The organism is Halomonas sp. SS10-MC5 (assembly GCF_015992245.1).
GTDB lineage: Bacteria > Pseudomonadota > Gammaproteobacteria > Pseudomonadales > Halomonadaceae > Halomonas > Halomonas sulfidoxydans.
Genome location: NZ_CP065435.1, coordinates 2,158,124 through 2,181,524 on the forward strand (window position 1 = coordinate 2,158,124; position 23,401 = coordinate 2,181,524).

Annotated in this window: 18 protein-coding genes; 9 read left to right on the plus strand and 9 right to left on the minus strand. The window is 69.1% G+C overall.

Annotated elements, in window-relative coordinates; genetic code table 11:
- The first annotated feature begins 221 nt into the window (after positions 1–221).
- From I4484_RS10150 to I4484_RS10160, 3 genes are read left to right on the plus strand one after another with little or no spacing between them, the layout of a single operon-like run.
- Positions 222–902: a TetR/AcrR family transcriptional regulator gene (locus I4484_RS10150; protein WP_197450818.1), complete on the plus strand. Its 681-nt coding sequence runs from the start codon at positions 222–224 to the stop codon at positions 900–902.
- Positions 903–939: 37 nt separating this feature from the next.
- Positions 940–1,128, plus strand: coding sequence for a hypothetical protein (locus I4484_RS10155; protein ID WP_181513075.1), 189 nt, complete (start codon positions 940–942; stop codon positions 1,126–1,128).
- Entirely contained in the window at positions 1,113–1,418 is a 306-nt protein-coding gene (locus I4484_RS10160) for a type II toxin-antitoxin system RelE/ParE family toxin (protein ID WP_197450819.1), read from the plus strand. The genes I4484_RS10155 and I4484_RS10160 overlap by 16 nt, the downstream gene beginning before the upstream one ends.
- Positions 1,419–1,421: 3 nt before the next feature.
- On the opposite strand, the gene arsJ is transcribed toward I4484_RS10160, so the two are convergent.
- Both arsJ and I4484_RS10170 read right to left on the minus strand, forming a co-directional pair.
- Positions 1,422–2,639 (minus strand): organoarsenical effux MFS transporter ArsJ, encoded by a 1,218-nt coding sequence (gene arsJ / locus I4484_RS10165; RefSeq protein WP_197450820.1) that lies wholly within the window; start codon positions 2,637–2,639, stop codon positions 1,422–1,424.
- Positions 2,636–3,670: an ArsJ-associated glyceraldehyde-3-phosphate dehydrogenase gene (locus I4484_RS10170; protein ID WP_197450821.1), complete on the minus strand. Its 1,035-nt coding sequence runs from the start codon at positions 3,668–3,670 to the stop codon at positions 2,636–2,638. The genes arsJ and I4484_RS10170 overlap by 4 nt, the downstream gene beginning before the upstream one ends.
- A gap of 39 nt (positions 3,671–3,709) precedes the next feature.
- On the opposite strand from I4484_RS10170, the gene hrpB reads away from it, so the two are divergent.
- The 5 genes from hrpB (at position 3,710) to I4484_RS10195 (ending at position 10,075) form a co-directional block, all read left to right on the plus strand.
- Positions 3,710–6,217, plus strand: a complete 2,508-nt coding sequence (hrpB, locus tag I4484_RS10175) for an ATP-dependent helicase HrpB (RefSeq protein ID WP_234283496.1) — start codon at positions 3,710–3,712, stop codon at positions 6,215–6,217.
- Positions 6,218–6,402: 185 nt separating this feature from the next.
- Complete coding sequence (locus I4484_RS10180; protein ID WP_197450822.1) at positions 6,403–7,083, plus strand: class I SAM-dependent methyltransferase; 681 nt, start codon at positions 6,403–6,405, stop codon at positions 7,081–7,083.
- On the plus strand, positions 7,080–8,132 hold the full coding sequence (locus I4484_RS10185) for a sensor histidine kinase (protein ID WP_197450823.1): 1,053 nt from the start codon (positions 7,080–7,082) through the stop codon (positions 8,130–8,132). Before I4484_RS10180 ends, I4484_RS10185 begins: the two co-directional genes overlap by 4 nt.
- Positions 8,129–8,887, plus strand: a complete 759-nt coding sequence (locus tag I4484_RS10190) for a LytTR family DNA-binding domain-containing protein (protein ID WP_197450824.1) — start codon at positions 8,129–8,131, stop codon at positions 8,885–8,887. The genes I4484_RS10185 and I4484_RS10190 overlap by 4 nt, the downstream gene beginning before the upstream one ends.
- A gap of 51 nt (positions 8,888–8,938) precedes the next feature.
- Complete coding sequence (locus tag I4484_RS10195; RefSeq protein ID WP_197450825.1) at positions 8,939–10,075, plus strand: NAD(P)/FAD-dependent oxidoreductase; 1,137 nt, start codon at positions 8,939–8,941, stop codon at positions 10,073–10,075.
- Position 10,076: 1 nt separating this feature from the next.
- Here the strand turns inward: I4484_RS10195 and I4484_RS10200 are convergent, their stop codons facing one another.
- Both I4484_RS10200 and I4484_RS10205 read right to left on the minus strand, forming a co-directional pair.
- Positions 10,077–12,860 carry an HAD-IC family P-type ATPase gene (locus tag I4484_RS10200; protein ID WP_197450826.1) on the minus strand — a complete coding sequence of 928 codons (2,784 nt, stop codon included), beginning with the start codon at positions 12,858–12,860 and terminating at the stop codon, positions 10,077–10,079.
- An 88-nt stretch (positions 12,861–12,948) separates the two neighbouring features.
- On the minus strand, positions 12,949–15,720 hold the full coding sequence (locus tag I4484_RS10205; protein ID WP_197450827.1) for an HAD-IC family P-type ATPase: 2,772 nt from the start codon (positions 15,718–15,720) through the stop codon (positions 12,949–12,951).
- Positions 15,721–15,883: 163 nt separating this feature from the next.
- Here I4484_RS10205 and I4484_RS10210 point away from each other — a divergent pair, with 163 nt between their 5' ends.
- A complete protein-coding gene (locus I4484_RS10210) occupies positions 15,884–16,363 on the plus strand; it encodes a YchJ family protein (RefSeq protein WP_197450828.1) in 480 nt (159 codons plus the stop codon).
- A gap of 32 nt (positions 16,364–16,395) precedes the next feature.
- On the opposite strand, the gene I4484_RS10215 is transcribed toward I4484_RS10210, so the two are convergent.
- From I4484_RS10215 to hutI, 5 genes are all read right to left on the minus strand, one after another.
- The gene (locus I4484_RS10215; RefSeq protein ID WP_197450829.1) at positions 16,396–17,742 is read right to left on the minus strand and encodes a Na+/H+ antiporter family protein; all 1,347 of its coding nucleotides are present in this window, start codon (positions 17,740–17,742) and stop codon (positions 16,396–16,398) included.
- Between the two features lie 107 nt (positions 17,743–17,849).
- Positions 17,850–19,397, minus strand: coding sequence for a histidine ammonia-lyase (hutH, locus tag I4484_RS10220; protein WP_197450830.1), 1,548 nt, complete (start codon positions 19,395–19,397; stop codon positions 17,850–17,852).
- Positions 19,398–19,467: 70 nt separating this feature from the next.
- The gene (gene hutU, locus I4484_RS10225) at positions 19,468–21,159 is read right to left on the minus strand and encodes a urocanate hydratase (protein WP_197450831.1); all 1,692 of its coding nucleotides are present in this window, start codon (positions 21,157–21,159) and stop codon (positions 19,468–19,470) included.
- Between the two features lie 39 nt (positions 21,160–21,198).
- Positions 21,199–22,176 carry a formimidoylglutamase gene (gene hutG, locus I4484_RS10230; RefSeq protein WP_197450832.1) on the minus strand — a complete coding sequence of 326 codons (978 nt, stop codon included), beginning with the start codon at positions 22,174–22,176 and terminating at the stop codon, positions 21,199–21,201.
- Positions 22,157–23,389: an imidazolonepropionase gene (hutI, locus tag I4484_RS10235; RefSeq protein ID WP_197450833.1), complete on the minus strand. Its 1,233-nt coding sequence runs from the start codon at positions 23,387–23,389 to the stop codon at positions 22,157–22,159. Before hutI ends, hutG begins: the two co-directional genes overlap by 20 nt.
- Positions 23,390–23,401 lie beyond the last annotated feature (12 nt).

Sequence of the window (23,401 nt, forward strand, 5' to 3'; positions counted from 1 at the left end):
CGGCATCAGACCTTATCGCCACGAGTTGACCAAATGGTCAGGATGATCTCAGCATGGGCCAGATTGTCGCACTTTGCAAGGGCAAAATGGGCACGGCACGGCAGCATGCTGACCAAGAGGGGGCAGGGCACCTGGTGCGCCACCGATGGTCTCATTTGCAGGAAGCCTCGCGGTGGGGCACTCTCTTGGCTTTCCCCCATTCACAGGGCAGGGGCCTGTCAATGACAGACGTGACTGAAACCGAGACCTTGCAGTCTCCTCGGCAGGGTGGCGAGAGCAATGGCGCCACTCGCGAACGCAACGAGCGTGAGATTCTCGAAGCCGCCGAGCGGGTCTTCGCCCAGTACGGTTACCGTGGCGCCAGCGTACAGGCCATCGCCGAGGAGGCGGGGCTGCCCAAGTCCAACGTGCTCTACTACATGGGTAACAAGCGCGGCCTCTACGTGCGGCTGCTCGAGCGCATGATGGCGCGCTGGAATGCCCTGCTCGACGACATCAGCGTGGAGGACGACCCCGCCGATGTACTCGAGGCGTTCATCCGCAGCAAGATGCAGCTCTCCCGTCGTCATCCCGAGGGTTCGAGGCTGTTCGCCGCCGAGATCCTGGGTGGCGCACCTTTCCTGCAGGACTATCTGCGCGGCGAGTTGCGCGAGTGGGTGCAGACCCGGGCCAGGGTCTTCGAGCAGTGGGAGGAGCGGGGCCTGATGGACCCTGTCGATCCGGTATGGCTGATCTTCCTGATCTGGTCGGCCACCCAGCACTACGCCGACTTCGAGGCTCAGGTGCTGGGCATTACCGGCAAGGACGAGATCAGCGATGCCGACGTCGAGCGCATCACTCAGTTCCTGACCCAGGTGATCCTCAAGGGGTGTGGAGTACGACCGCCTCGAAGCGGGGCATGATAGAGTGTTGTCAGGCGCATGTTGAAAAGGTGAAGCCATGAATACGGCAAAGGATGATGTGCGGCAACTGCTCGAGTCCCTCCCTGAAGACTGTACGATGGAAGATATCCAGTACCATCTCTACGTCGTGGAAAAGGTACAGCGAGGCAGTCAGCGTGCTGAGGCCGAGGGGGCTCTGAGCCAACAACAGGTCGAGAGGAAGCTGGCAAAGTGGCTCGAGCGCTAGCCTGGTCTCCAGAAGCGCTCGAGGATCTGGAACTCATCGCCGAATACATCGAGCGAGATTCGGCCTTCTATGCACGGGCTGTCGTGACCAAGTTGGTGGATACGGCTCGGGCGCTAGGGGAGTTTCCTGAGCTAGGCAGAGTAGTGCCCGAGCTTGGTGAGGCGAATATTCGTGAGCGCTTTGTCTATAGCTACCGCCTGATTTATCGCGTGGAGGCTGAGCGAATTCTGATTCTGGCCGTCATTCATGGGCGTCGTCTGTTGGAAAATACAGAGCGCTTCCCTCAATAGGCGTCAAGCCTCCCTTGGCAACGCCAGGCTGATCGCCACCGTGGCCGTGAGCATGGCGCTCGACACCCACAGCGTGGCAGTGAGGCCGCCGGTCATGTAGAGCCAGCCGGAGAGCAGGGTGCCGATCAGCCGGCCCATGGCGTTGGCCATGTAGTAGAAGCCCACGTCCAGCGAGACCCCGTCCGAGCGTGCCATGCGCACGATCAGGAAGCTGTGCAGGCTGGAGTTCACCGCGAACACTGCGCCGAACAGCAACAGCCCGCCCAGCAGTACCACATAGGACAGCCATTCCAGGCCCTGTACTTGAAGCCCGAGCGCGATCAGTGCCGGCAGGGCCGCCAGCGCCGTGGCCCAGGCGATGGCGGCGCCGCGTCCTGCCGTGTGCCCGGTGATGCGTGGCGCCACCGCCTGCACCGCCCCGTAGCCGATCACCCACAGCGCCAGAAAGCCGCCGACCCGCCAATGGTCCCAGCCAAACTGGGTGGCGAGAAACACCGGCAGCGCCACCACGAACCACACGTCGCGAGCGCCGAACAGGAACATGCGCGCCGCCGAGAGAATGTTGATTGCCCGGCTCTTGGAGAGGATCTCGCGAAACTTCGGCTTGGCCTTGGCGCGACCCAGGTCGGCGTCGAGGCGGGCGAGCGAGAGGCCGAGCACGCCGGCGAGCATCAGCGCCATGGCAAGGATCGCGCCCTGGAAGCCGATCAGCGTGAGCAGCAGCCCGCCGAGAAAGAACCCCACCCCCTTGAGCGCATTCTTCGAGCCGGTGAGCAGCGCCACCCAGCGGTAGAGCGAGGTGTGCCCCTCGTCGCCCGCCGGTACCAGGCCCTTGATCGCGCTCTTGGCGCTCATCTTGTTGAGGTCCTTGGCGATGCCCGAGAGCGCCTGGGCCGCCATCACCCAGGGCACCGTGAGCCAGGCCGTGGGAAGGAGCAGCATGGCCAGGGCGACGATCTGCAGGCCCAGCCCCAGGTTCATGGTGCGGTTGAGCCCCAGTCGCGCGCCCAGCCAGCCGCCTACCAGGTTGGTCACCACGCCGAAGAACTCGTAGAACAGGAACAGCAGCGCCACTTCCAGCGCCGAATAGCCGAGCTGGTGGAAGTGGAGCACCACCAGCATGCGCAGGGCGCCGTCGGTGAGCGTGAAGCCCCAGTAGTTGCCGGTGACCAGCAGATACTGGCGCACCTCGCGGGGCAAGGCGGCAACGCGGGCGATCATCTTCCGCCGCTCTCCACCCCGGTGGCTTTCCCCACCTTGGCGGCCAGCTCCGCGGTGCGACAGGCGTAGCCGTACTCGTTGTCGTACCAGGCGTAGAGCTTCACCTGGGTGCCGGCCACCACCATGGTGGAGAGCGCGTCGAGGATGGAACTGCGCGGGTCGCTGCGATAGTCGATGGAGACCAGCGGGCGCTCCTCATAGCCCAGGATGCCGGCCAGCTCGCCCTCGGCTGCCTGCTTGAGCATTGCGTTGACTTCCTCGACCGTGGTCTCGCGCGCCACCTCGAACACCATGTCGGTGAGCGAGGCGTTTGCCAGCGGCACGCGCACGGCGTGGCCGTTGAGCTTGCCGGTGAGCTCCGGGAAGATCGCGGTGATCGCCTTGGCCGAGCCGGTGGTGGTGGGTATCAGGCTCATGCCGCAGGCCCGGGCCCGGCGAAGGTCCTTGTGCGGACTATCCAGGATCACCTGGGTGTTGGTGATGTCGTGAATGGTGGTCATCGAGCCGTGGCGGATGCCGAGGCGCTCGTGGATCACCTTGACCACCGGCGCCAGGCAGTTGGTGGTGCAGCTCGCCGCGGTGACGATGCGGTGGCTAGCCGGGTCGAAGCGATGGTCGTTGACCCCCATGACCACGTTGAGCACGCCTTCCTCCTTTACCGGCGCGCTGACCACCACGCGCTTCACGCCCTGGTCCAGGTAGCCCTGGAGCTTGGCGCTGGTCTTCATCTTGCCCGAGGCCTCGATCACCACGTCGCAGTCGGACCAGTCGCTGTCGGCGATCTCGCGGTTGGCACAGAAGGCGATGCGCTTGCCGGCCACCACGATGGCGCCCTCGGCCGACGTGATATCATCGCCGCCGCCGCTCCACTGGCCGTGTACCGAGTCGAACTGCAGCAGGTGGGCGAAGGTGGCGGCGTCGCCGCCCGGGTCGTTGATGCGCACGAACTCGAGGTCCGGGTTGGTCCAGCCGGTGCGCAGCGCCAGGCGGCCGATGCGTCCGAAACCGTTGATGCCGATGCGTAGGGTCATGTCGGGGCTCCTGCGAGCGAAATATATGGCAAATCGTATATGAAGCGAGATGACAATTCGATGACGCCCGGCGGCGAACTGCCCATCGACGCCCAGCTGCCGGCGATCCGCCAGGCACTGGCCGCGCATTCTAGGGCGCTGCTCGTCGCCGAACCCGGGGCGGGCAAGACCACCCGGGTGCCGCTGGCGCTGCTCGACGAGGCCTGGTGCCGGGGCGAGCGCGGCGCAGGCCGCCTGCTGCTGCTGGAGCCGCGGCGGGTGGCCGCCCGCCTGGCCGCCGGCTACATGGCGGAGAGCCTGGGCGAGCCCGTGGGGCAGACCGTGGGCTACCGCATGCGCGGCGAGAGCCGGGTGGGGCCCGGCACGCGGCTCGAGGTGGTCACCCAGGGCGTGCTGACGCGCATGCTGCAGGACGATCCGCTGCTCGACGGAGTGACCGGCATCGTCTTCGACGAGTTCCACGAGCGCAGCCTGGAGGCCGACCTGGGGCTGGCCCTGGCGCTGGATGCCCAGTCGGTGCGTGACGACCTGCGCCTGCTGGTGATGTCGGCCACCCTCGACGTCGAGGCGCTGCTCGGCGTGCTCGGCGAAGCCACGCCGCTGCTCGAGAGCCAGGGGCGCAGCTTCCCGGTGGAGACCCGCTATCGTCCGCTCAGCTTTCGCTCCAACTCCAGCTCTCGCGACGACGCCGCAGGCCAGCAGGCCAGGGCGATAGGGGAAGCGTTGGCCCTGTGCGAAGGCGATGCCCTGGTGTTCCTGCCCGGGGTGGCCGAGATCCGCCGCCTGGCGCGGGAGCTGGCCAGCCGTCAGCCCGAGCTGGCGGTACGCGAGCTGCACGGGCGCCTGCCGCTGGAGGAGCAGCGTCGCGCCTTGAAGCCCGAGCCCGACGGCCGGCGGCGCGTGGTGCTCTCCACCGCCATCGCCGAATCGAGCGTGACCGTGGATGGCGTGCGCATCGTCATCGACGCCGGCCAGGAGCGGGTGCCGGTGTTCCAGCCGCGCAGCGGGCTCAGCCGGCTGGAGACCCGGCGTGTCAATCGCGCCAGCGCCGATCAGCGCCGTGGCCGGGCCGGGCGCCAGGGGCCGGGGCTTTGCCTGCGGCTGTGGGCCGAGGAGCAGCCGCTGCAGGCCCACGGCGAGCCCGAGATGCTGCAGGCCGATCTCGCTCCGCTGGCCTTCGAGCTGGCGCGCTGGGGGATTGTCGAGCCGGCCGAGCTGGCCTGGGTCACGCCGCCGCCCACCGGGGCGCTGGCGGCGGGGCGGGAGTTGCTGCAACGACTCGGCGTGCTTGACGAGACCCTCCTGCTCACCGCGCTGGGCCGTGCCTGCGTGCGCTGGCCCACCCATCCGCGCCTGGCCGCGATGCTGGCGCGTGCCGGCGAACTCGACGCCGTGCCGCTGGCCTGTGCCCTGGTGGCGGCGCTGGAGGGGCGAGACCTCGACGGTGAACAGGACCTGGAGCGCACGCTGCAGGTCCGCCTGGCGCAGCCCGCCGCTCACCGTCAATGGCAGCGCGAGGCCCAGCGCCTGGCCCGCATTGACGGCTTGAGTCTGGAAGTGCCGACCCTGGCGCCGCTGGGGGAACTGCTGGCCCTGGCCTATCCGGACCGGGTGGCCCAGCGCATTCACCACGACGCGGGGCCGGGACGCTTCCGCCTGGCGTCGGGCGGGCTGGCGACGCTGCCGGAGCGCCATCCACTGGCCCATGCCGAGCTGCTGGTGGCCGCCGATCTCGACGGCCAGGCCAGCGGTGCGCGTATCTTTCGCGGCGTGGCCATCGCGCGGTCACGGCTCGAGGCGCTGTTTCCCCAAACGCGAGAGTGGCGGGCGAGCCTGGAGTGGTCGGAGGAGCAGGGGCGCCTGGTCGGCGAGCAGGTACGCGGCCTGGGGGCGGTGGTACTCGAGCGCAAGCCGCTGCAGACGCTGCCGCCCGAAGCGGTACGCCAGGCGCTGCTGGATGCGCTGCGCCGTCGCGGCGAGCTGCCCTTCGGCGACAACGACGAGCAGCTGCGTGGGCGTGTGGCGCTGCTGCGTCGAGATCTGGGCGACACCTGGCCCGATTGGTCGCTGCCGGTGCTGCTGGATACGCTCGAGACATGGCTGGGGCCGCACCTCGACGGTGTCAGAAGCCTCGACGCGGTGGCGCGGCTGCCGCTGGGTCGCTTCCTGCTCGACAGCCTGGCATGGCCCCAGCGCCGCCAGCTCGACGAACTGGCACCGGAGCGTCTCGCGGTGCCCAGCGGCTCACAGATCAGGCTCGACTACACGCCGTGCCTGGAGGGCCGGGCGCCGGTGCTGGCGGTGAAGCTGCAGGAGGTGTTCGGCTGGCGCGACTCGCCGCGGATCGCCGAGGGGCGAGTCGCGGTGCTGCTGCACCTGCTCTCGCCGGCGCGGCGTCCGCTGCAGGTCACCGCGGATCTCGCCAGCTTCTGGGCCAACGGCTACCCCGAGGTGCGCCGCGAGATGCGCGGCCGCTACCCCAAGCACCCCTGGCCGGAGGACCCCGCCACTGCCGAGGCCACCGCGCGGACCAAGCGCCGAGGGTAGCCTTTGCACGCTGCCGCGCTCAGGCTTGACTAGGCCGCCGCTCCGGTAGGCCAGCGACCCGCCGGGGCAACCGTTCGCCGAGTCAATCTGCCGTTCACCGAGTTCTCGTGGCAGCCGTCGCGATGACGCCATATGGTTCAGGCATCGGCGCCAGTGGCGCGCCAATGCATGAGCGAGGCGAGACAATGCTGTCGGCGATTCGGGATGTCCTGTTGCCACTGACCCTGTCGCGGGGCGATAGCGTGGCACTCTACGATCGGCTGGCGCCGCGGTACGACCGCATGCATCGCCGCTGGCTGGAGCGGGCAGGCGCCGAATCGCTGGCAGCGCTCCAGGGGTGCCTCGCTGCCGAGCTCGAGCCCGGTCGCCGGGTGCTCGATGCCGGTTGCGGTCCCGGGACGCTGGCGCGCTGGGTCATGGGGGCGGAGCCCGGGGCAGACTTGACCCTGGTCGACCTTGCGCCCGCCATGCTGGAACGGGCGAGCAGCGTGCCGGGTCGACATGTCCACGCGGACCTGCTGGCCTTGCCCTTCAGCGAGGCGGAATTCGACATCGTGATCTGTGCCTGGGCGCTGGAAACCACTGCGGAACCGGAGCGGGCCGTCGCGGAGCTCGTGCGCGTGTTGGCGCCGGGTGGCCTGCTGTGCCTCTGCTTCTGTCGCCAGCCGGAGGCCAGGAGCGAACGACTCCGCTCATTGCGGCTGCGTCTGTCGGTCAGGCACGGCTTCGGGGGCCTGTTCCTGCAGGGCAACTTCCCGCAGTGGCTGCCTCACCGCCAGCCGCGCCGGCTGGTATCGCGGCACCAGCTTGCCTCGTTCGCCTGCTGGCGGAAACCGCCGGGTTCGCCATCTGGGGTGGAACCGTGAAAGCGAGGCTCGACGGCTGGCGCCGAATGCCCATCCTGCTGACCCTCGTCGCCCTGGCGGGGTCTGCTCTGCTGGTACCCGTCTACCTCGGGCAGGGGCTGCCCTGGGGGCACGCGATCGCGGCCGCCCTGATGGTGGCCGTGCCCGGCGTCTTTCTCGGCGGCTGTGCCTGGCGCTTCGCTCGACGGCCACGGCAGGGGCTCGGTCGGAGGCGAGCGCTCGTCGTCCATGGCCTGGCCGCGATGGGCTTCGCCGTCGCCTGGACGGTTGCCATCTATCTGCTGGCATTGCCGGTGCACCGCGAGGCCGCCCAGGCCTTCCTGTACAACGGCGCCCCCTGGCAGCTAGTGGGCGGGCTGATCCTCTACGCGGCGATTGCGGCCAATGCGCAATGGCTGCGGACGCGAGAACAATTGACCGAACAGGCTCTTGTCGCCTCGCGCGCTGAACTCCAGGCGCTACGCGCGCAGCTCGACCCTCATTTCCTGTTCAACACCCTGCACTCCTTGACCCAACTGGCCCGGGACGACAGTGCGGCCACCGAACAGGCGCTCGAGCGTTTCGGCGATCTCATGCGCTATGTGCTGCATAGCGGCCGTAGCGACACGCCGGAGGTGACCTTGGAAGACGAACTCGCTTTCATCCGTCATTACCTGGCCCTGGAACAGCTGCGACTGGGGGAGCGGCTGGGCGTCGAGGAAGCGCTGGACCCGGAGGCCCTCGAACTTGCCGTGCCCTCGCTGCTGCTGCAGCCGCTGGTCGAGAATGCCGTGCGCCACGGCATCGCGCCAAGGCTAGAGGGCGGTACGTTTCGCCTGGCGGCCGCCGTGGAGGAGGGCTCCCTCGTCGTCGAGGTCGCGGACGACGGCCAGGGTGCCGATGCCGAAGCATGCCGGCTTGGCGCGGGGCTCGGCCTCTCGACCGTGCGGCGCCAGCTCGAGCTGCACTACCCGGGCCGCAGCCGGATGCAGGTGACGACCGCACCGGGGCGTGGGTTCGCGGTCCGCCTCGTGCTGCCGGGGCACCTGCCGCAAGGGAGGGCATCATGAGCCTGTCGGTACTGGTGGTGGATGACGAGCCGCTGGCGCGCCGGCGGCTTCGCGCGCTGCTCGCCGAGGTGGCGTGGGTCGAGCTGGTGGGCGAGGCCGGCGACGGTGCCACGGCCCTGGCCGAGATCCGGCGCCTGCGTCCCGATGTCGTGTTCCTGGACATCCGCATGCCGGGGCTCTCCGGCCTGGAGGTCATCGAGCGGTTGCACGCCTTCGATGAGGTGCCGGCGGTAGTCTTCACGACGGCATTCGACGAGTACGCGGTGACTGCCTTCGAACTGGAGGCGGTCGACTATCTGCTGAAACCCTTCGGCGCGCAGCGGTTGCAGGCGGCCGTCGAGCGGGCGCGCCTGACCGTCGAGAGCCGGGCGGCCGTCGCGATGCTCGAGCGCGCGCGTGGCGTGCTCGGTGAACGGGAGGAGCCGGCGCCCCTGGCGCGCATCCTCGTGCGCGACCGGGGGGCGGTGGTGCCGATCGCACCGCATGAGATCGTGCGTATCGAGGCCCAGGACGACTATGTCATGGTGCACGCCCGCGGTCGGGGCTATCTGGTCAGCGTGCGGCTCGGCAAGCTGGCAGGGCGCTTGCCGCGTCCTCCCTTCCTCCGTGTGCACCGCTCCCACCTCGTCAACCTGGACCACGTCGAACGCATGGAGCCGCAGGAGGACGGCCGCTACCTGGTCAAGCTGAAGGATGGTAGCCGCGTTCAGGCCAGCCGCGCCCGCTCGCAGGAGATTCGTCGGCAGTCCCGCTGACGGTGAGGTGCGGGTTGCACAGGCCTACAGCCAACGAGAGGAGGGAGCCGCATGCCGGCTGGTCGTTTCTGCCATCGGGTCGTGATCGTCGGCGCGGGGCTGTCCGGGCTCGCCTTGGCCTATCGGCTGGAGCGCCGCGGGGTCCGCCCCAGGCTCCTGGAGGCGGCACCACGGATCGCCGAGCCCTGGCGGCGCCGGCATCCTCAGCTTCGGCTCAACACGCACCGACACTTCTCGCGACTGCCCGGGCGGCCGCTCCCGCGCAGCGCGGGGGTGTTTGCCGGCCGCGACAGCGTGATCCGCTACCTCGAAGCCTATGCGCGGGATCTCGCCTCGCCCATCGAGTTCGGGGTGTCGGTGTCGCGGATCGAGCCCGGCGATGACGGCTGGTGCCTCGAGACGAATGTCGACGAGATCAAGGCACGTCACGTCGTGGTCGCCACCGGACGGGAACGCGTCCCGGTCATTCCCGACTGGCCGGGGCGCGAGGGGTTCCACGGGAGGGTGCGGCACGCCGCCGACTTCGGCTCCCTCGACGACTACCGCGATCGGCGCGTGCTCGTCGTCGGCGCAGGCAACTCCGGCGTGGACGTGCTGAACCATCTCGTGCGCCAGCGCACGCGCCGCCTGTGGGTCGCCGTTCGCGGGGGCACCGCCATCCTGCCCAAGCGCTTGCTGGGTGTTCCCGTGCAGCGGCTGTCCGGTGTGATCAGTTGCCTGCCAACGGCAGTCGCCGATGGCCTGCTCGCCATGACCGAGCGCATTGCCTTCGGCGACCTGCGCCGGCTGGGCCTGCCCCGAGGTGAGATCGGCGCGGCCACTCGTCTGGCACGGCGCGGTGTGGCTCCCGCCATCGACGACGGTTTCGTCCGTGCGCTCGAGGGTGGCAGCGCGACAGTGGTTCCCGGGGTCGTCGCGTTCGAGCCGCGGGCGGTAGTGCTCGAGGACGGGCGGCGGCTGCGGCCGGATATCGTCATCTGTGCCACGGGGTACCGGCCGGGCCTGGAGGGCTTGGTGGGACACCTCAAGGTGCTCGACGACCGCGGCATCCCCCGGTGCCAGGGCGCCGAGTCGCTTCCCGGGCTACCGGGTCTCTGGTTCCTCGGCATGCAACCGCGCCTGTTCGGCCAGTTCCAAGCCGCCTGCCGTGACAGCCGCAAGCTCGCGCGATGCCTGCTGCGCAGCTGATTTATCCGGCGGCGGCTTTCTCCTTGCGTGTAGGGGGCGACTCCGCTGCCGTGTCGGCCTGGCGCCGGCGCAGCAGCCATTTCTCCGCTTCCACGATCAGGAATACCGCCACGCTGGCGACGGCGATCACCGCCCAGTGCAGCAGGGAGAGGCCCTCGGTGCCGAAGATCACCTGCATGAAGGGCAGGTAGGTCCAGCCGAGCTGGAACAGCACCACCAGTGCAATGGCGATCAGCGCGGCGCGGCTGCCGAACAGGCCGCGCCACGACAGGCTGCTGTCGAGCAGGTAGCGGCTGTTGATCAGGTAGACGATCTCGCCCGCCACCAGCATGTTGACCGCCCCGCTGCGCGCCAGCGCCTCGCTGCCGCCCTGGCCGTGCAGGATCCAGGCGAAGATGCCGAACACACCCAGCACCAGCAGCAGCGAGACGAGAATCACGCGCCACAGCATGAACATGTCGAGCAGCGGGGCGTGAGGGTCGCGCGGCTGGCGCGTCATGACGTTCTCCTCGGCGGGCTCGAAGACCAGCGCGATGCCCAGCGTCACGGCGGTGATCATGTTCACCCACAGCACCTGCAGCCCGGTGATCGGCAGCGTGAAGCCCGCCACGATGGCCAGCAGGATGGCCAGGCTCTCGGCGCCGTTGGTCGGCAGGATGAAGGTGATCGACTTGCGGATGTTGTCGTAGACCTTGCGCCCTTCGGCCACGGCGCCGACGATGGTGGCGAAGTTGTCGTCGGTGAGCACCATTTCGGCGGCCTCCTTGGCGGCCTCGGTGCCCTGGACGCCCATGGCCACGCCGACGTCGGCGCGCTTGAGCGCAGGGCCGTCGTTGACGCCGTCGCCGGTCATCGCGCAGATGCCGCCGCGGGCCTGCATCGCCTTGACCAGGCGCAGCTTGTGCTCCGGGGCGGCGCGGGCGTAGACGTCGACCTCGGTGATCTCCCGTTCCAGTTCCTCGTCGCTCATCGCTTCGATCTCGTGGCCGCTCAGGGCACGATCGGTGCGGGCGAAACCGAGCTGGTCGGCGATCGCCCGCGCGGTGACCGCATGATCGCCGGTGACCATCACCGGGCGGATGCCGGCGCGCTGGCAGTTCTTGACCGCCTCGATGGCGGCCTCCCGGGGCGGGTCGAGCAGGCCGACGATGCCGAGCAGCACCAGCCCCTCCTCGGCGTCGCTGTCGCTGAGTTCTCCCGTCAGGTCGTCGGCCGGCTTCTCGGCCAGGGCGAGCACGCGCAGGCCGCGTGACGAGAGCTCATGTATACGCTCTTCCCAGGCGTCGCGGTCGAGCTCCGCGTCTTCGTCACGGCCACGCTCCTTCGTGCACATCTCGAGCAGGCGGTCGGGCGCGCCCTTGACCAGCAGGCGCTTGCCGTCGTGCTCGTTGAGGGTGGCCATGTACTTGCGCTCGGAGTCGAAAGGGATGGCATCCTCGCGGCCATGCGAGTCGCGCAGCTCACGCGTGTCGATGCCCGCCTTGGCGGCCGCGACGACCAGGGCGCCTTCGGTGGGATCGCCATCGATGCACCAACCCTCTTCCCCTTCGTTGAGGTCGGCGTCGTTGCACAGCGCCCCCACTTCGAGAAAATGGGCGAGGGCAGGGTAATCCTGTAGCGAGATCGACTCGCCGGACGCTTCGTCCGTGTCCTCGGTGTCGCGCGGCGCCAGGCGCAGTTCGCCCTCGGGAGCGAAGCCGATGCCGGTGAGGCGGAACTCGCCCTCGGGCAGCCAGATGGCCTGGGCGGTCATCTCGTTGCGGGTCAGGGTGCCGGTCTTGTCGGAGAAGATGGTGGCGATGGAGCCCAGGGTCTCCACCGCCGGCAGGCGGCGCACGATGGCATTCTTGCGCGCCATGGCCTGCACGCCGAGAGCCAGCGAGATCGTCACGATGGCCGGCAGCCCCTCGGGAATGGCGGCCACGGCAAGCCCGACGCTGGCCATGAACATCTCGGTCCACGGTTGGCCGTGCACCAGCACGCCGAAGGCCCCGGTGAGCAGCGCGGCGCCGACGATGAACAGCGCCAGGACGCGCCCGGCGCGGTCGAGCTGTTCGACCAGCGGCGTCTTGAGCTGCTCCACGCCCCTCAGCATTTCGGAAATGCGGCCGATCTCGGTCTGCTCGCCCGTCTCGACTACCACCCCGGTGGCGGTGCCCTTGGCCACGATGGTGCCGGCGAACAGCATGTCGCTGCGCTCGGCCAGCTCGGTATCCTCGTCCACCGCCTCGTCGGCCTTGTCGACCGGCGTGGATTCGCCGGTCAGGGCCGCTTCCTCGGCATTCAGTCGCTTGGCGTCGAGGATGCGCAGGTCGGCGGGCACGCGGTTGCCGCTCTCAACCTTGACGATATCGCCGGGGACGAGCTCCTCGGCGTCGATCTGCGCCTCGCGCCCGCCGCGCAGCACCGAGGCCTGGGGGGAGAGCATGCCGCGTATGCTCTCCAGGGCCTTCTCGGCCTTGCCCTCCTGGAAGAAGCCGATCAGGGCAATGATCACCACCACGCCGAGAATGACCGCCGCATCCAGGGGCTTGCCCAGCAGCAGGCTGGCGACCGCCGCGACGACCAGGATCAGCATCAGCACGTTGTTGAACTGCGCCAGCAGTCGCTTCCACCAGGGCTGGGCCTCTTCCTGCTGCAGTCGGTTGGGGCCGTACTGCTCCAGGCGCCTTCTGGCCTCGCCGTCGTCGAGCCCGCTCGCTTCGGCTTCGAGCCGCTTGAGCGCCTCGTCGCCGGACATGGCGTGCCAGGGCGTACGTGCTTCCTGTTCGTCGCGGTCGGGCATGCTGCTCCTCCTGAGCTTCAAAACCTCCGTGTGCCTCTAGGGGTAGCACACTCGGGGCGAAGCTGCAGGCGGGGCGCGTAGCGTAATGTCACTGTGTCCTGGGCGTGGTGCCTCGCGGCCGTTCGCCGCCGTGTCGCTTCTTCGCGGCTCGGGCGTTCCGGCGCAGCAGCCACTTCTCCAGCTCGACGACGAGAAACAGGGCGACGCCACAGCCGATGACCAGCAGCCAGTGGCGCAGGTCGAGGGCGGCGCTGTCGAACACCGCCTGCATGAAGGGCAGGTAGGTCCAGGCGAGCTGCAGCAGGAGCACGAGCCCGATGGCGATCCACACCGGACGACTGCCGAACAGGCCCTGCCAGGAGAGGTTGCTGCGCAGCAGGTAACGGCTGTTGATCAGGTAGGCCGCGCTGCCCATGACCAGCGCGTTGACGGCGCCGGCGCGGGCGACGGCCTCGTTGCCTTCGACGCGCAGCAACCAGCTGAACATGCCGAACACGGCGATCAGCAGCAGCAGGGAGACGAACACCACGCGCCAGAGCAGGAACAGGTCGAGCAGGGCCGCGGCGGGGTCGCGCGGGCGCCGGCGCATCAGGTTCTCCTCCCCGGGTTCGAAGGCCAGGGCCAGGCCCAGGGTCACGGCGACCACCATGTTGACCCACAGCGCCTGCAGCGGCGTGATGGGCAGCAGCGTACCGGCCAGCACCGCCAGCATGATCGCCAGGCCCTGGGCGCCGTTGGTGGGCAGCAGGAAGGTGATGGTCTTGCGGATGTTGTCGTAGACCTTGCGGCCCTCCTCGATGGCGCCGACGATGGTGGCGAAGTTGTCGTCGGCGAGCACCATCTCGGCCGCTTCCTTGGCCGCCTCGGTGCCCTGGATGCCCATCGCCACGCCGACGTCGGCGCGCTTCAGTGCCGGGCCGTCGTTGACGCCGTCGCCGGTCATCGCGCAGATGCCGCCGCGGGCCTGCATTGCCTTGACCAGGCGCAGCTTGTGCTCGGGGGCGGCGCGGGCGAACACGTCCACCGTGTCGATGCAGCGCTCCAGCTCGGCGTCGCTCATGGCTTCGACCTCGCGGCCGGTCAGGGCGCGCTCGGTGTTGGCGAAGCCGAGCTGCCGGGCGATGGCCAGCGCCGTCACGGCGTGGTCGCCGGTGACCATGATCGGGCGGATGCCGGCCGAGAGGCAGCGCGAGACCGCGCGTACCGCCTCTTCCCGGGGCGGGTCGAGCAAGCCGACGAGACCCAGGAGGACCAGGCCTTCCTCGGCATGTGTCTCGTCAAGTTCCGAGACGGCATGGATCGGCTTCTCTGCCAGCGCCAGGACACGCAGGCCGCGGGCGGAGAGGGCATGGATCCTCTGCTCCCATTCGCTCGTATCGAGCACGACGTCGCCAGCCTCGGTGCGCACTCGGTGGCACATCTCGAGCAGCCGGTCCGGGGCGCCCTTCACCATCAGCGTGGGCTGGCCGTCCACCTCGTGCAGGGTGGCCATGTACTTGCGCTCGGACTCGAAGGGGATGGCATCGTGGCGGTCGTGGCAACCCCGCAGCGTGGCGACATCCAGCCCCGCCTTGGCGGCCGCCACCACCAGGGCGCCCTCGGTGGGGTCGCCGTGGATGTGCCAGGCCCCGGCCTCGTCCCTGGCCAGTTCGGCATCGTTACAGAGCACCCCCACCTTGAGGAAGTGGCGCAGGGCGGGGTGCGCGTCCAGCTCCAGCGGCCCGCACGCGGCCGTGTCGTCGCCACCGGGCAGGAACTCCCCCTCGGGGGCGAAGCCGACGCCGGTCACGGCGATCTCGCCCTTCGGCAGCCAGATGGCCTGGGCGGTCATCTCGTTGCGGGTCAGGGTGCCGGTCTTGTCGGTGAAGATGGTGGAGATGGAGCCCAGCGTCTCGACCGCGGGCAGGCGGCGAATGATGGCGTTGCGCCGGGCCATGGCCTGGACACCCAGCGCCAGGCCGATGGTGACGATGGCCGGCAGGCCCTCGGGGATGGCCGCCACCGCGAGCCCCACGGCGGCCATGAACATCTCGCTGACGGGCTGGTCGTGGACGAGTGCGCCGATCGCCGCGGTAATCGCGGCCGCGCCGAGAATGAAGATGGCCAGCACGCGACCGGCCCGGTCGAGCTGGCGCAGCAGCGGCGTCTTGAGCTTCTCCACGCCGCGCAGCATCTCGGAGATGCGCCCGATTTCGGTGTCGATCCCGGTGGCCACGACGATGCCCTGGGCGGTGCCCTGGGCGACGAGGGTGCTGGCATAAGCCATGCTGCTGCGCTCGGCCAGGTCGGTCGCCTCGTCGACCGGCGCGGCCTGCTTGTCGACGGCCACCGATTCACCGGTCAAGGCGGCCTCCTCGGTGCGCAGCCGGTTGGCCTGGAGCAGCCGCAGGTCGGCGGGCACCCGGTCGCCGCTCTCGAGCAGCACGATGTCGCCCGGCACCAGGGTTTCGGCCGGGACGGTCTGGCGACGCCCGTCGCGCAGCACCTTGGCCTGCGGCGAGAGCATGCCGCGAATGCTCTCCAGGGCATGCTCGGCCTTGCCCTCCTGGACGAAGCCGATCAGCGCGATGATCGTCACCACGCCGACGATGGCCAGGGCATCTAGACGGTGCCCCAATGCCAGGCTGGCGATCGCGGCCACTATCAGGATCAGCATGAGCAGGTTGTTGAACTGCTCCAGCAGGCGCTTCCATCCGGGCCGCGCGGCCTGCTCCCGCAGCCGATTGGGGCCGTGCTCGGCGAGGCGTGCGTCGGCGGCCTCGCTGGCGAGTCCTTCGGGGTGGCTCTCGAGCGTCGCCAATGCCTGGTCGCCGGTCACGGCGTGCCAGGGAGGGCGTGAAGGGGTGGGCTGGACGGGCATGTCCCGGTCTCCGCAGATCGATGCTTTCGTTGTAGCACGGCCGATGCTGCATCGCAGTGACACAGGACAAGAATCGCAGCGCAAGCCAAGGTGGCAAGCGGGAGATGCCAGCCGCCGGCGAGCCGGGTATCCTGCGGCCACCTGTACCGACGCGGAGACCGCCATGCCCACCCACGATACTCCCGCCGCGAGCGTCGACAAGCGCTGCCCATGCGGCAGCGGTCGGCCCTATGCGGCGTGCTGCGGCCCTTGCCACGGCGGCGAGCCGGCCACCACGCCCGAGGCGCTGATGCGGTCGCGCTACAGTGCCTTCGTCCTCGGCCTTGACGACTACCTGCGTGACACCTGGCATGCCAGCACGCGCCCGACCGCGCTGGATCTCGATGCGTCGACCCGCTGGGTGCGCCTGGAGGTGCTGGATCATGGACAGGATAGTGACGGGGGCCGCGTGCACTTTCGGGCGACCTTTCGCGAGGGCCGCCGCTGGGGCGTGCTGGAGGAGGATTCACGCTTCGTGCGTGAGGCGGGGCGCTGGTTCTATGTCGATGGCAAACCCGCCATTGAACGCCTCAAGCCGGGCCGCAACGACCCTTGCCCCTGCGGCAGTGGGCGCAAGTTCAAGAGTTGCTGCGGCCTGGGATGATCCCGTCAGATGAGTTCTGTGGGTGAGACCTGTCAAAGCACCATGGCGGCCAGCCAGCCGAAGGCGATCAGCGGCAGGTTGTAGTGCAGGAAGGTCGGCACCACGGTGTCCCAGATGTGGTCGTGCTGGCCGTCGGCGTTGAGCCCGGCGGTGGGGCCGAGGGTCGAGTCCGAAGCCGGTGAGCCGGCGTCGCCCAGCGCGGCGGCGGTGCCCACCAGGGCGATGGTGGCCATGGGCGAGAAGCCGAAGCCGAGCGCCAGCGGCACGTAGAGCGAGGCGATGATCGGCACGGTGGAGAACGACGAGCCGATGCCCATGGTGATGAACAGGCCGACCAGCAGCATGATCAGGGCGGCCAGGCCCTTGTTGTCACCGATCAGTTCCGCCGAGCCTTCCACCAGCGCCGCCACTTCTCCGGTTGCCTTCATCACCCCGGCGAAACCCGCCGCGCTGATCATGATGAAGCCTACCTGCGCCATCATGCGCATGCCTTCAGTGAAGATGCCGTCCTGCTCGTGCCAGCGGAACACGCCGCTGACCGAGAGCAGGGCGAAGCCGAACAATCCGCCGAGCACCATGGAGCCGGAGAGTAGCTGGGTTACCACGGTGCCCACCAGTGCCGCGGCGAGCACGGCCATTTGCCAGGGCGCCAGATGCCGGGCGGCCTGGGCCGGGGTCTCGTCGCCGTGGGCCAGGTCGCGATCCTCGTAGCGGCGCGGGCGGCGATAGCTCAGCAGCGCTGCTATCGCGAGCCCCAGTGCCATGCCGCCGATGGGCATCAGCATGGCCATGGGCACCATGCCGCGAGTGACCTCGAGACCGAGCTCGGCGCCGCTCTCATTGAGGTTGGTGAGCAGGATGTCGTTGAGGAAGATGGCGCCGAAGCCCACCGGCAGCAGCATGTAGGGTGCGGTGATGCCGAAGGTGATGACGCAGGCGGCGAGGCGGCGATCCAGGCGCAGGTGGTTCATCAGCTTGAGCAGCGGCGGCACCAGCACCGGGATGAAGGCGATGTGCACCGGGATCAGGTTCTGCGAGCTGACCGCGGCGGCGAGCAGGGCGCCGAGCAGGGTGAAGGCGACCCAGCGCCGGCTCGACGGCTGGTCGTCGAGGTGCAGCCCGCGAATGGCACGCTCGGCCAGCAGCTCCGTGACCCCGGAGCGCGACAGGGCCACGGCGAAGGCACCCAGCACGGCGTAGGCCAGGGCGACGGTGGCGCCATTGCCCAGGCCATCGTTGAATGCGCTCATGATGTCGCCGATCGGCAGGCCTGCGGCCAGTCCTCCTACCAGGCTGGCGGCGATCAGGGCGAAGACGACGGAAACGCGGGCGAGGCTCAGGGTGACCATGACCAGGATGGCCAGAACGATGGCATTCATGTGCGGCTCTTGGCTGAATGAACGGATGTCGAAATGAGGGTCAGGCAGAATAAAGCCCCGGGCCGAAGCGCCGGGGCAGCGTATCTTACCTCAGCCGGACTGCCGGGTCAGTGGCTCGGCAGCAGTTCCACCGGCACCAACTCGTTGAGCGTCCGCGACGCGAGCAGCTGGGTGGCCCGCTCGATGTCGGGGGCGAAGAAGCGATCACGGTCGTAGTAGGCGACCGCGCTGCGCAGCGCCTGCCTGGCCCGCTCCAGGCGCGGCGTGCTCTTCATGCGCTGCTGATGCGCATCCAGCCGGAAATCGAGGCCCTGGCAGGCGGCCAGCCATTCGATGGCGACGATGCCGCGCACGTTGTCGGCCATCTCCCACAGCCGCTTGCCGGCGGCCGGCGCCATGGAGACGTGATCCTCCTGGTTGGCCGAGGTGGGCAGGCTGTCGACGCTGTGCGGGTGGGCCAGGGCCTTGTTCTCGCTGGCCAGCGCCGCGGCGGTGACCTGCGCGATCATGAAGCCGGAGTTGACCCCGCCGTTCTCCACCAGGAACGGCGGCAGCTGCGACATGTGGGTATCCATCATCAGCGACACGCGGCGCTCGGTGAGCGAGCCGATCTCGGCCAGTGCCAGGGCCAGATTGTCGGCGGCCATGGCCACCGGCTCGGCGTGGAAATTGCCGCCGGAGAGGATGTCGCCTTCGTCGCTGAACACCAGCGGGTTGTCCGATACCGCATTCACCTCGACGGCCAGCACCTCGGCGGCCTGGCGGATCTGTGTCAGCACGGCGCCCATCACCTGGGGCTGGCAGCGCAGCGAGTAGGGGTCCTGCACCTTGTCGCAATGGGCGTGGGAGTCGCTGATCTCGCTGCGCTCGCCCAGCAGGTGGCGGTAGGCCGCGGCGGCATCGATCTGGCCGCGCTGGCCGCGGGCGTCGTGGATGCGGGCATCGAAGGGCGCGCGGGAGCTGAGCGTGGCCTCCACGGTCAGTGCGCCGCACACCGTGGCGGCGGCGTAGAGGTCCTCGGCCTCGAACAGGCCCTTGAGCGCATAGGCGCTAGAGACCTGGGTGCCGTTGAGCAGCGCCAGGCCCTCCTTGGGGGCGAGCCTGAGCGGCTCGAGCCCGGCGATCTCGAGGGCCTGGCGGGCGGGGATCCATTCGCCACGTTGACGCGCCTTGCCTTCGCCGAGCAGCACCACGCTCATATGGGCCAGCGGCGCCAGGTCGCCGGACGCGCCGACGGAGCCCTTCAGTGGAATGTGCGGGTAGACCTCGGCGTTGACCAGGGCGAGCAGGGCGTCGAGCACCTCGCGGCGGATGCCGGAGTAGCCGCGGGCCAGGCTGTTGACCTTGAGCACCATGATCAGCCGTACCAGAGCGTCTTCCATGGGCTCGCCGACACCGGTGGCGTGAGACAGCACCAGCGAGCGCTGGAGATCCTCCAGGTGGTCATGGTCGATGCGGGTCTGGGCCAGCAGGCCGAAGCCGGTGTTGATGCCGTAGACGGTGCGATCCTCGGCGACGATGCGATTGACGCAATCGACGCCGCGTCGGATGGCGACGTCGGCGCTGTCGGGCAGCGTCACGCGCAGCGGCGCCTCGTAGACCTGGCGTGCCTGGGCCAGGGTCATCTTGCCGGGTTGGATGTCGAGTTGGGACATGGAATCTCTCTTCAGAAAAGGCGTTGGCAGCTGAAGCGATGAGCGCTCATCGCGCCGAACCCCGAGGCTCTTAGTTATCGAGCATCGGCAGATCCAACCCATTTTCCCGGGCGCACTGCTTGGCGATATCGTACCCGGCATCGGCGTGGCGCATCACCCCGGTGCCCGGGTCGTTGCGCAGCACTCGGCCCAGGCGGGCGTGGGCGTCGTCCGTGCCGTCGGCAACGATCACCACCCCGGCATGCTGGGAGTAGCCCATGCCCACGCCGCCGCCGTGGTGCAGCGAGACCCAGGTGGCGCCGGAGGCGCAGTTGAGCAGGGCGTTGAGCAGTGGCCAGTCGGAGACGGCGTCGGAGCCGTCGAGCATCGCCTCGGTCTCGCGGTTGGGGCTCGCCACCGAGCCGGAGTCGAGGTGGTCGCGACCGATGACCACGGGGGCCTTGAGTTCGCCGTTCTTTACCATTTCGTTGAAGGCCTGGCCGAGGCGGGCGCGATCCTTGAGGCCCACCCAGCAGATGCGCGCCGGTAGCCCCTGGAAGCTGATGCGCTCCTGGGCCATGTCGAGCCAGCGGTGCAGGTGCGGGTCGTCGGGGATCAGCTCCTTGACCTTGGCATCGGTCTTGTAGATATCCTCCGGGTCGCCGGAGAGCGCCGCCCAGCGGAACGGGCCGATACCCTGGCAGAACAGCGGGCGGATGTAGGCCGGCACGAAGCCAGGAAAGTCGAAGGCGTTGACGACGCCTTCTTCCTTGGCCATCTGGCGAATGTTGTTGCCGTAGTCGAAGGTGGGCACGCCCATCTTCTGGAAGTCGAGCATGGCCTGCACGTGCACCGCCATGGACTGTTTGGCGGCCTTGACCACCGCTTCGGGCTCGGCCTTGCCGCGCTCGACGTACTCGTCCCAGTTCCAGCCGGCGGGCAGGTAGCCGTGCAGCGGGTCGTGGGCGCTGGTCTGGTCGGTGACCATGTCCGGCTTGACGCCCCGCTTGACCAGCTCCGGCAGCACCTCGGCGGCGTTGGCGCACAGGCCGATGGAGACCGCCTTGCCCTCGGCGGTGTAGCGCTCGAGGCGCGCCAGGGCGTCGTCGAGGTCGTCGGCCTGCTCGTCCAGGTAGCGGGTGCGCAGGCGGAAGTCGATGCGCGACTGCTGGCATTCGACGTTGAGCGAACAGGCGCCGGCCAGGCTCGCCGCCAGCGGCTGGGCGCCGCCCATGCCGCCGAGGCCGGCGGTGAGGATCCAGCGGCCGGTGAGGTCGCCGCCGTAGTGCTGGCGCCCGGCCTCGACGAAGGTCTCGTAGGTGCCCTGGACGATGCCCTGGGAGCCGATGTAGATCCACGAGCCGGCGGTCATCTGGCCGTACATCATCAGGCCCTTGCGATCCAGCTCGTTGAAGTGCTCCCAGGTGGCCCAGGCCGGCACCAGGTTGGAGTTGGCGATGAGGACCCGCGGGGCGTCCTTGTGGGTCTCGAACACCCCCACCGGCTTGCCCGACTGGATCAGCAGGGTCTGGTGGTCCTCCAGGCGCTTGAGGGTCGCGACGATGGTGTCGAAGCACTGCCAGTCGCGGGCCGCGCGGCCGATACCGCCGTAGACCACCAGGTCCTCGGGGCGCTCGGCGACGTCCGGGTGGAGGTTGTTCATCAGCATGCGCAGCGGCGCTTCGGTGAGCCAGCTCTTGCAGCTGAGCGTGCTGCCGCTGGGGGCGGCAATATGGCGGCTGGGATCGTGGCGGGTGTCGGTGAGGGGGGAATGACTGTTCATGAACGTCTCTCTCGTTGTCTGGTGCTGATTCGGGGTGGCTCAGCTCTCCAGCGTGAGCTGGTGGATCAGGCGCGCCGCGGCGCGGGCGGTGCGGGCATCGATATCGAAGCTGGGGTTGAGCTCGGCGATGTCGGCCAGGCGCAGCTTGCCGCTGTCGCGCACCGCCTCGATCAGCGGTTCGAGCAGCGCCAGCGATACGCCACGGGCGGCGGGGGCGCTGACGCCAGGCGCCTCGGCGGCCGGCAGCACGTCGAGGTCGACCGTCAGGTAGAGGTGGTCACAGTGCGCCATGAAGCGCTGCAGGTCGCGCACGATGGCGTCCAGGTGCTGCGCCGTGAACTCGCGGTCTTCGCGTACCAGTACGCCGAGTTCGCGTGCGCGGGCGAACAGGGCGCGGGTATTGCTGGCGCGGCTGACCCCCAGGCAGGCGTAGCGGAACGGCCAGCCACGACGGTCGCACTCGGCGGCGATCTGGGCGAAGGGCGTGCCGGAGGAGACCGTCCGACCCGGGTCGCGCAGGTCGAAGTGGGCGTCGAGGTTGATGATGCCGACCCGCGGCCGCGCCTCGGCCTGAGCTTGGAGATGACGGGCCAGGCCCGACCAGCTGCCGAAGGCGACTTCATGACCGCCGCCGAGAATCAGCGGCAGGTGCGACGCCGACAGCAGGGCGGCGACCCGTTCGGCCAGGCGCTGCTGCGCCGCTTCGAGATCGTCGTTGCCATGGCAGTTCACGTCGCCGGCATCAAAGACGGGAGCGGTCCGATGCCAGGCCAGCGGGGCCAGCGCGCGGCGAATGGCGCGCGGCCCTTCGGCGGCGCCGATGCGCCCCTGGTTGCGTGCCACCCCGGCGTCGCAGGCGAAGCCGAGCAGGGCGATGCCCGTGCTGACGCCCCGCTTCAGCGGGGTGACGACTTGATGCCAGCGCAGGCTGTCGGGCTCCGGGTCCTCGCGCCCGGCCCAGAGGGACATGTCGATGGCCGGGTCGGCCAGATGCGGATCAGTGCTGGTCTTGACCATGGGTCAGCGCTCCCCGGTAGATACGTTGGCGAAGACGGCCGGGCTGCACGGCATAGGCCAGCTCGGCAGGCGTGGCGACGTCCCACAGACACAGGTCCGCCGGGGCGCCTTCCACGATGCGACCCAGCGAGCGATCGTGCAGGCCCAATGCACGAGCACCGTGGGCGGTCATGCCGGCCAGGGCCTCCCGCGGTGTCAGGCGGAACAGGGTGCAGGCGAAGTTGAGCATCAGCGTCGGCATGAACAGCGGCGAGCTGCCGGGGTTGGCATCGGTGGCGACGGCCATGGGCACGCTGGCCTCGCGTAGCGCGGCGATGGGCGGCAGCTGCGTCTCGCGCAGGGTATGGAAGGCGCCGGGCAGCAATACAGCGACGCTTCCCGCCTCGCGCAGGGCGGCGACGCCGGCTGCGTCGAGGTATTCGATATGGTCGGCGGAAAGTGCACCGTGGCGGGCCGCCATGGCGCTGCCGCCCAGGTTCGAGAGCTGCTCGGCATGGGCCTTGATCGGCAGGCCATGGGCCTTGGCCGCTTCGAAGACGCGCTCGCACTGGGCGACGGAGAAGGCGATCTTCTCGCAGAACACGTCCACCGCATCGGCCAGGCCCTGCGCGGCGGCGGCCGGAATCATCTCGTGGCACACGAGGTCGATGTAGCCGTCGCTGTCGCCCTGGTACTCCGGCGGCAGGGCATGGGCCCCCAATAGCGTGGTGACCACCCGCACCGGCAGTGCCTCGCCGAGGCGGCGCGCCACGCGCAGCATCTTCAACTCGTCGGCCACGCTCAGCCCATAGCCGGACTTGATCTCCACCGTGGTGATCCCCTCGCGCATCAGCGCCTCGAGCCGCGGCCGGGCCAGGGCGAACAGTTCCGACTCGCTGGCTTCACGTGTAGCGCGCACGGTGCTGAGAATACCGCCTCCCTGGCGGGCGATTTCCTCGTAACTCACTCCTTCCAGCCGCTTCTCGAACTCATCGGCCCGCGAGCCACCGAACACCAGGTGGGTATGGCAGTCGATCAGACCGGGGGTCATGACGCCACCACGGCCCAGCGTTTCGCAGGCGACGGCCTCGGCGGGATCGAGTTCGCTCATGGGAACCACCCGTTCGATTCGATCTCCCGCGACCACGACCGCCATCGGCTGGGGCTGGGTATCGAGGCCGTCGAACAGCGTGACGTCGCGCCAGAGTCGGCGTGTGATTGAAGGCGTGGACATGATGGCTCCTGA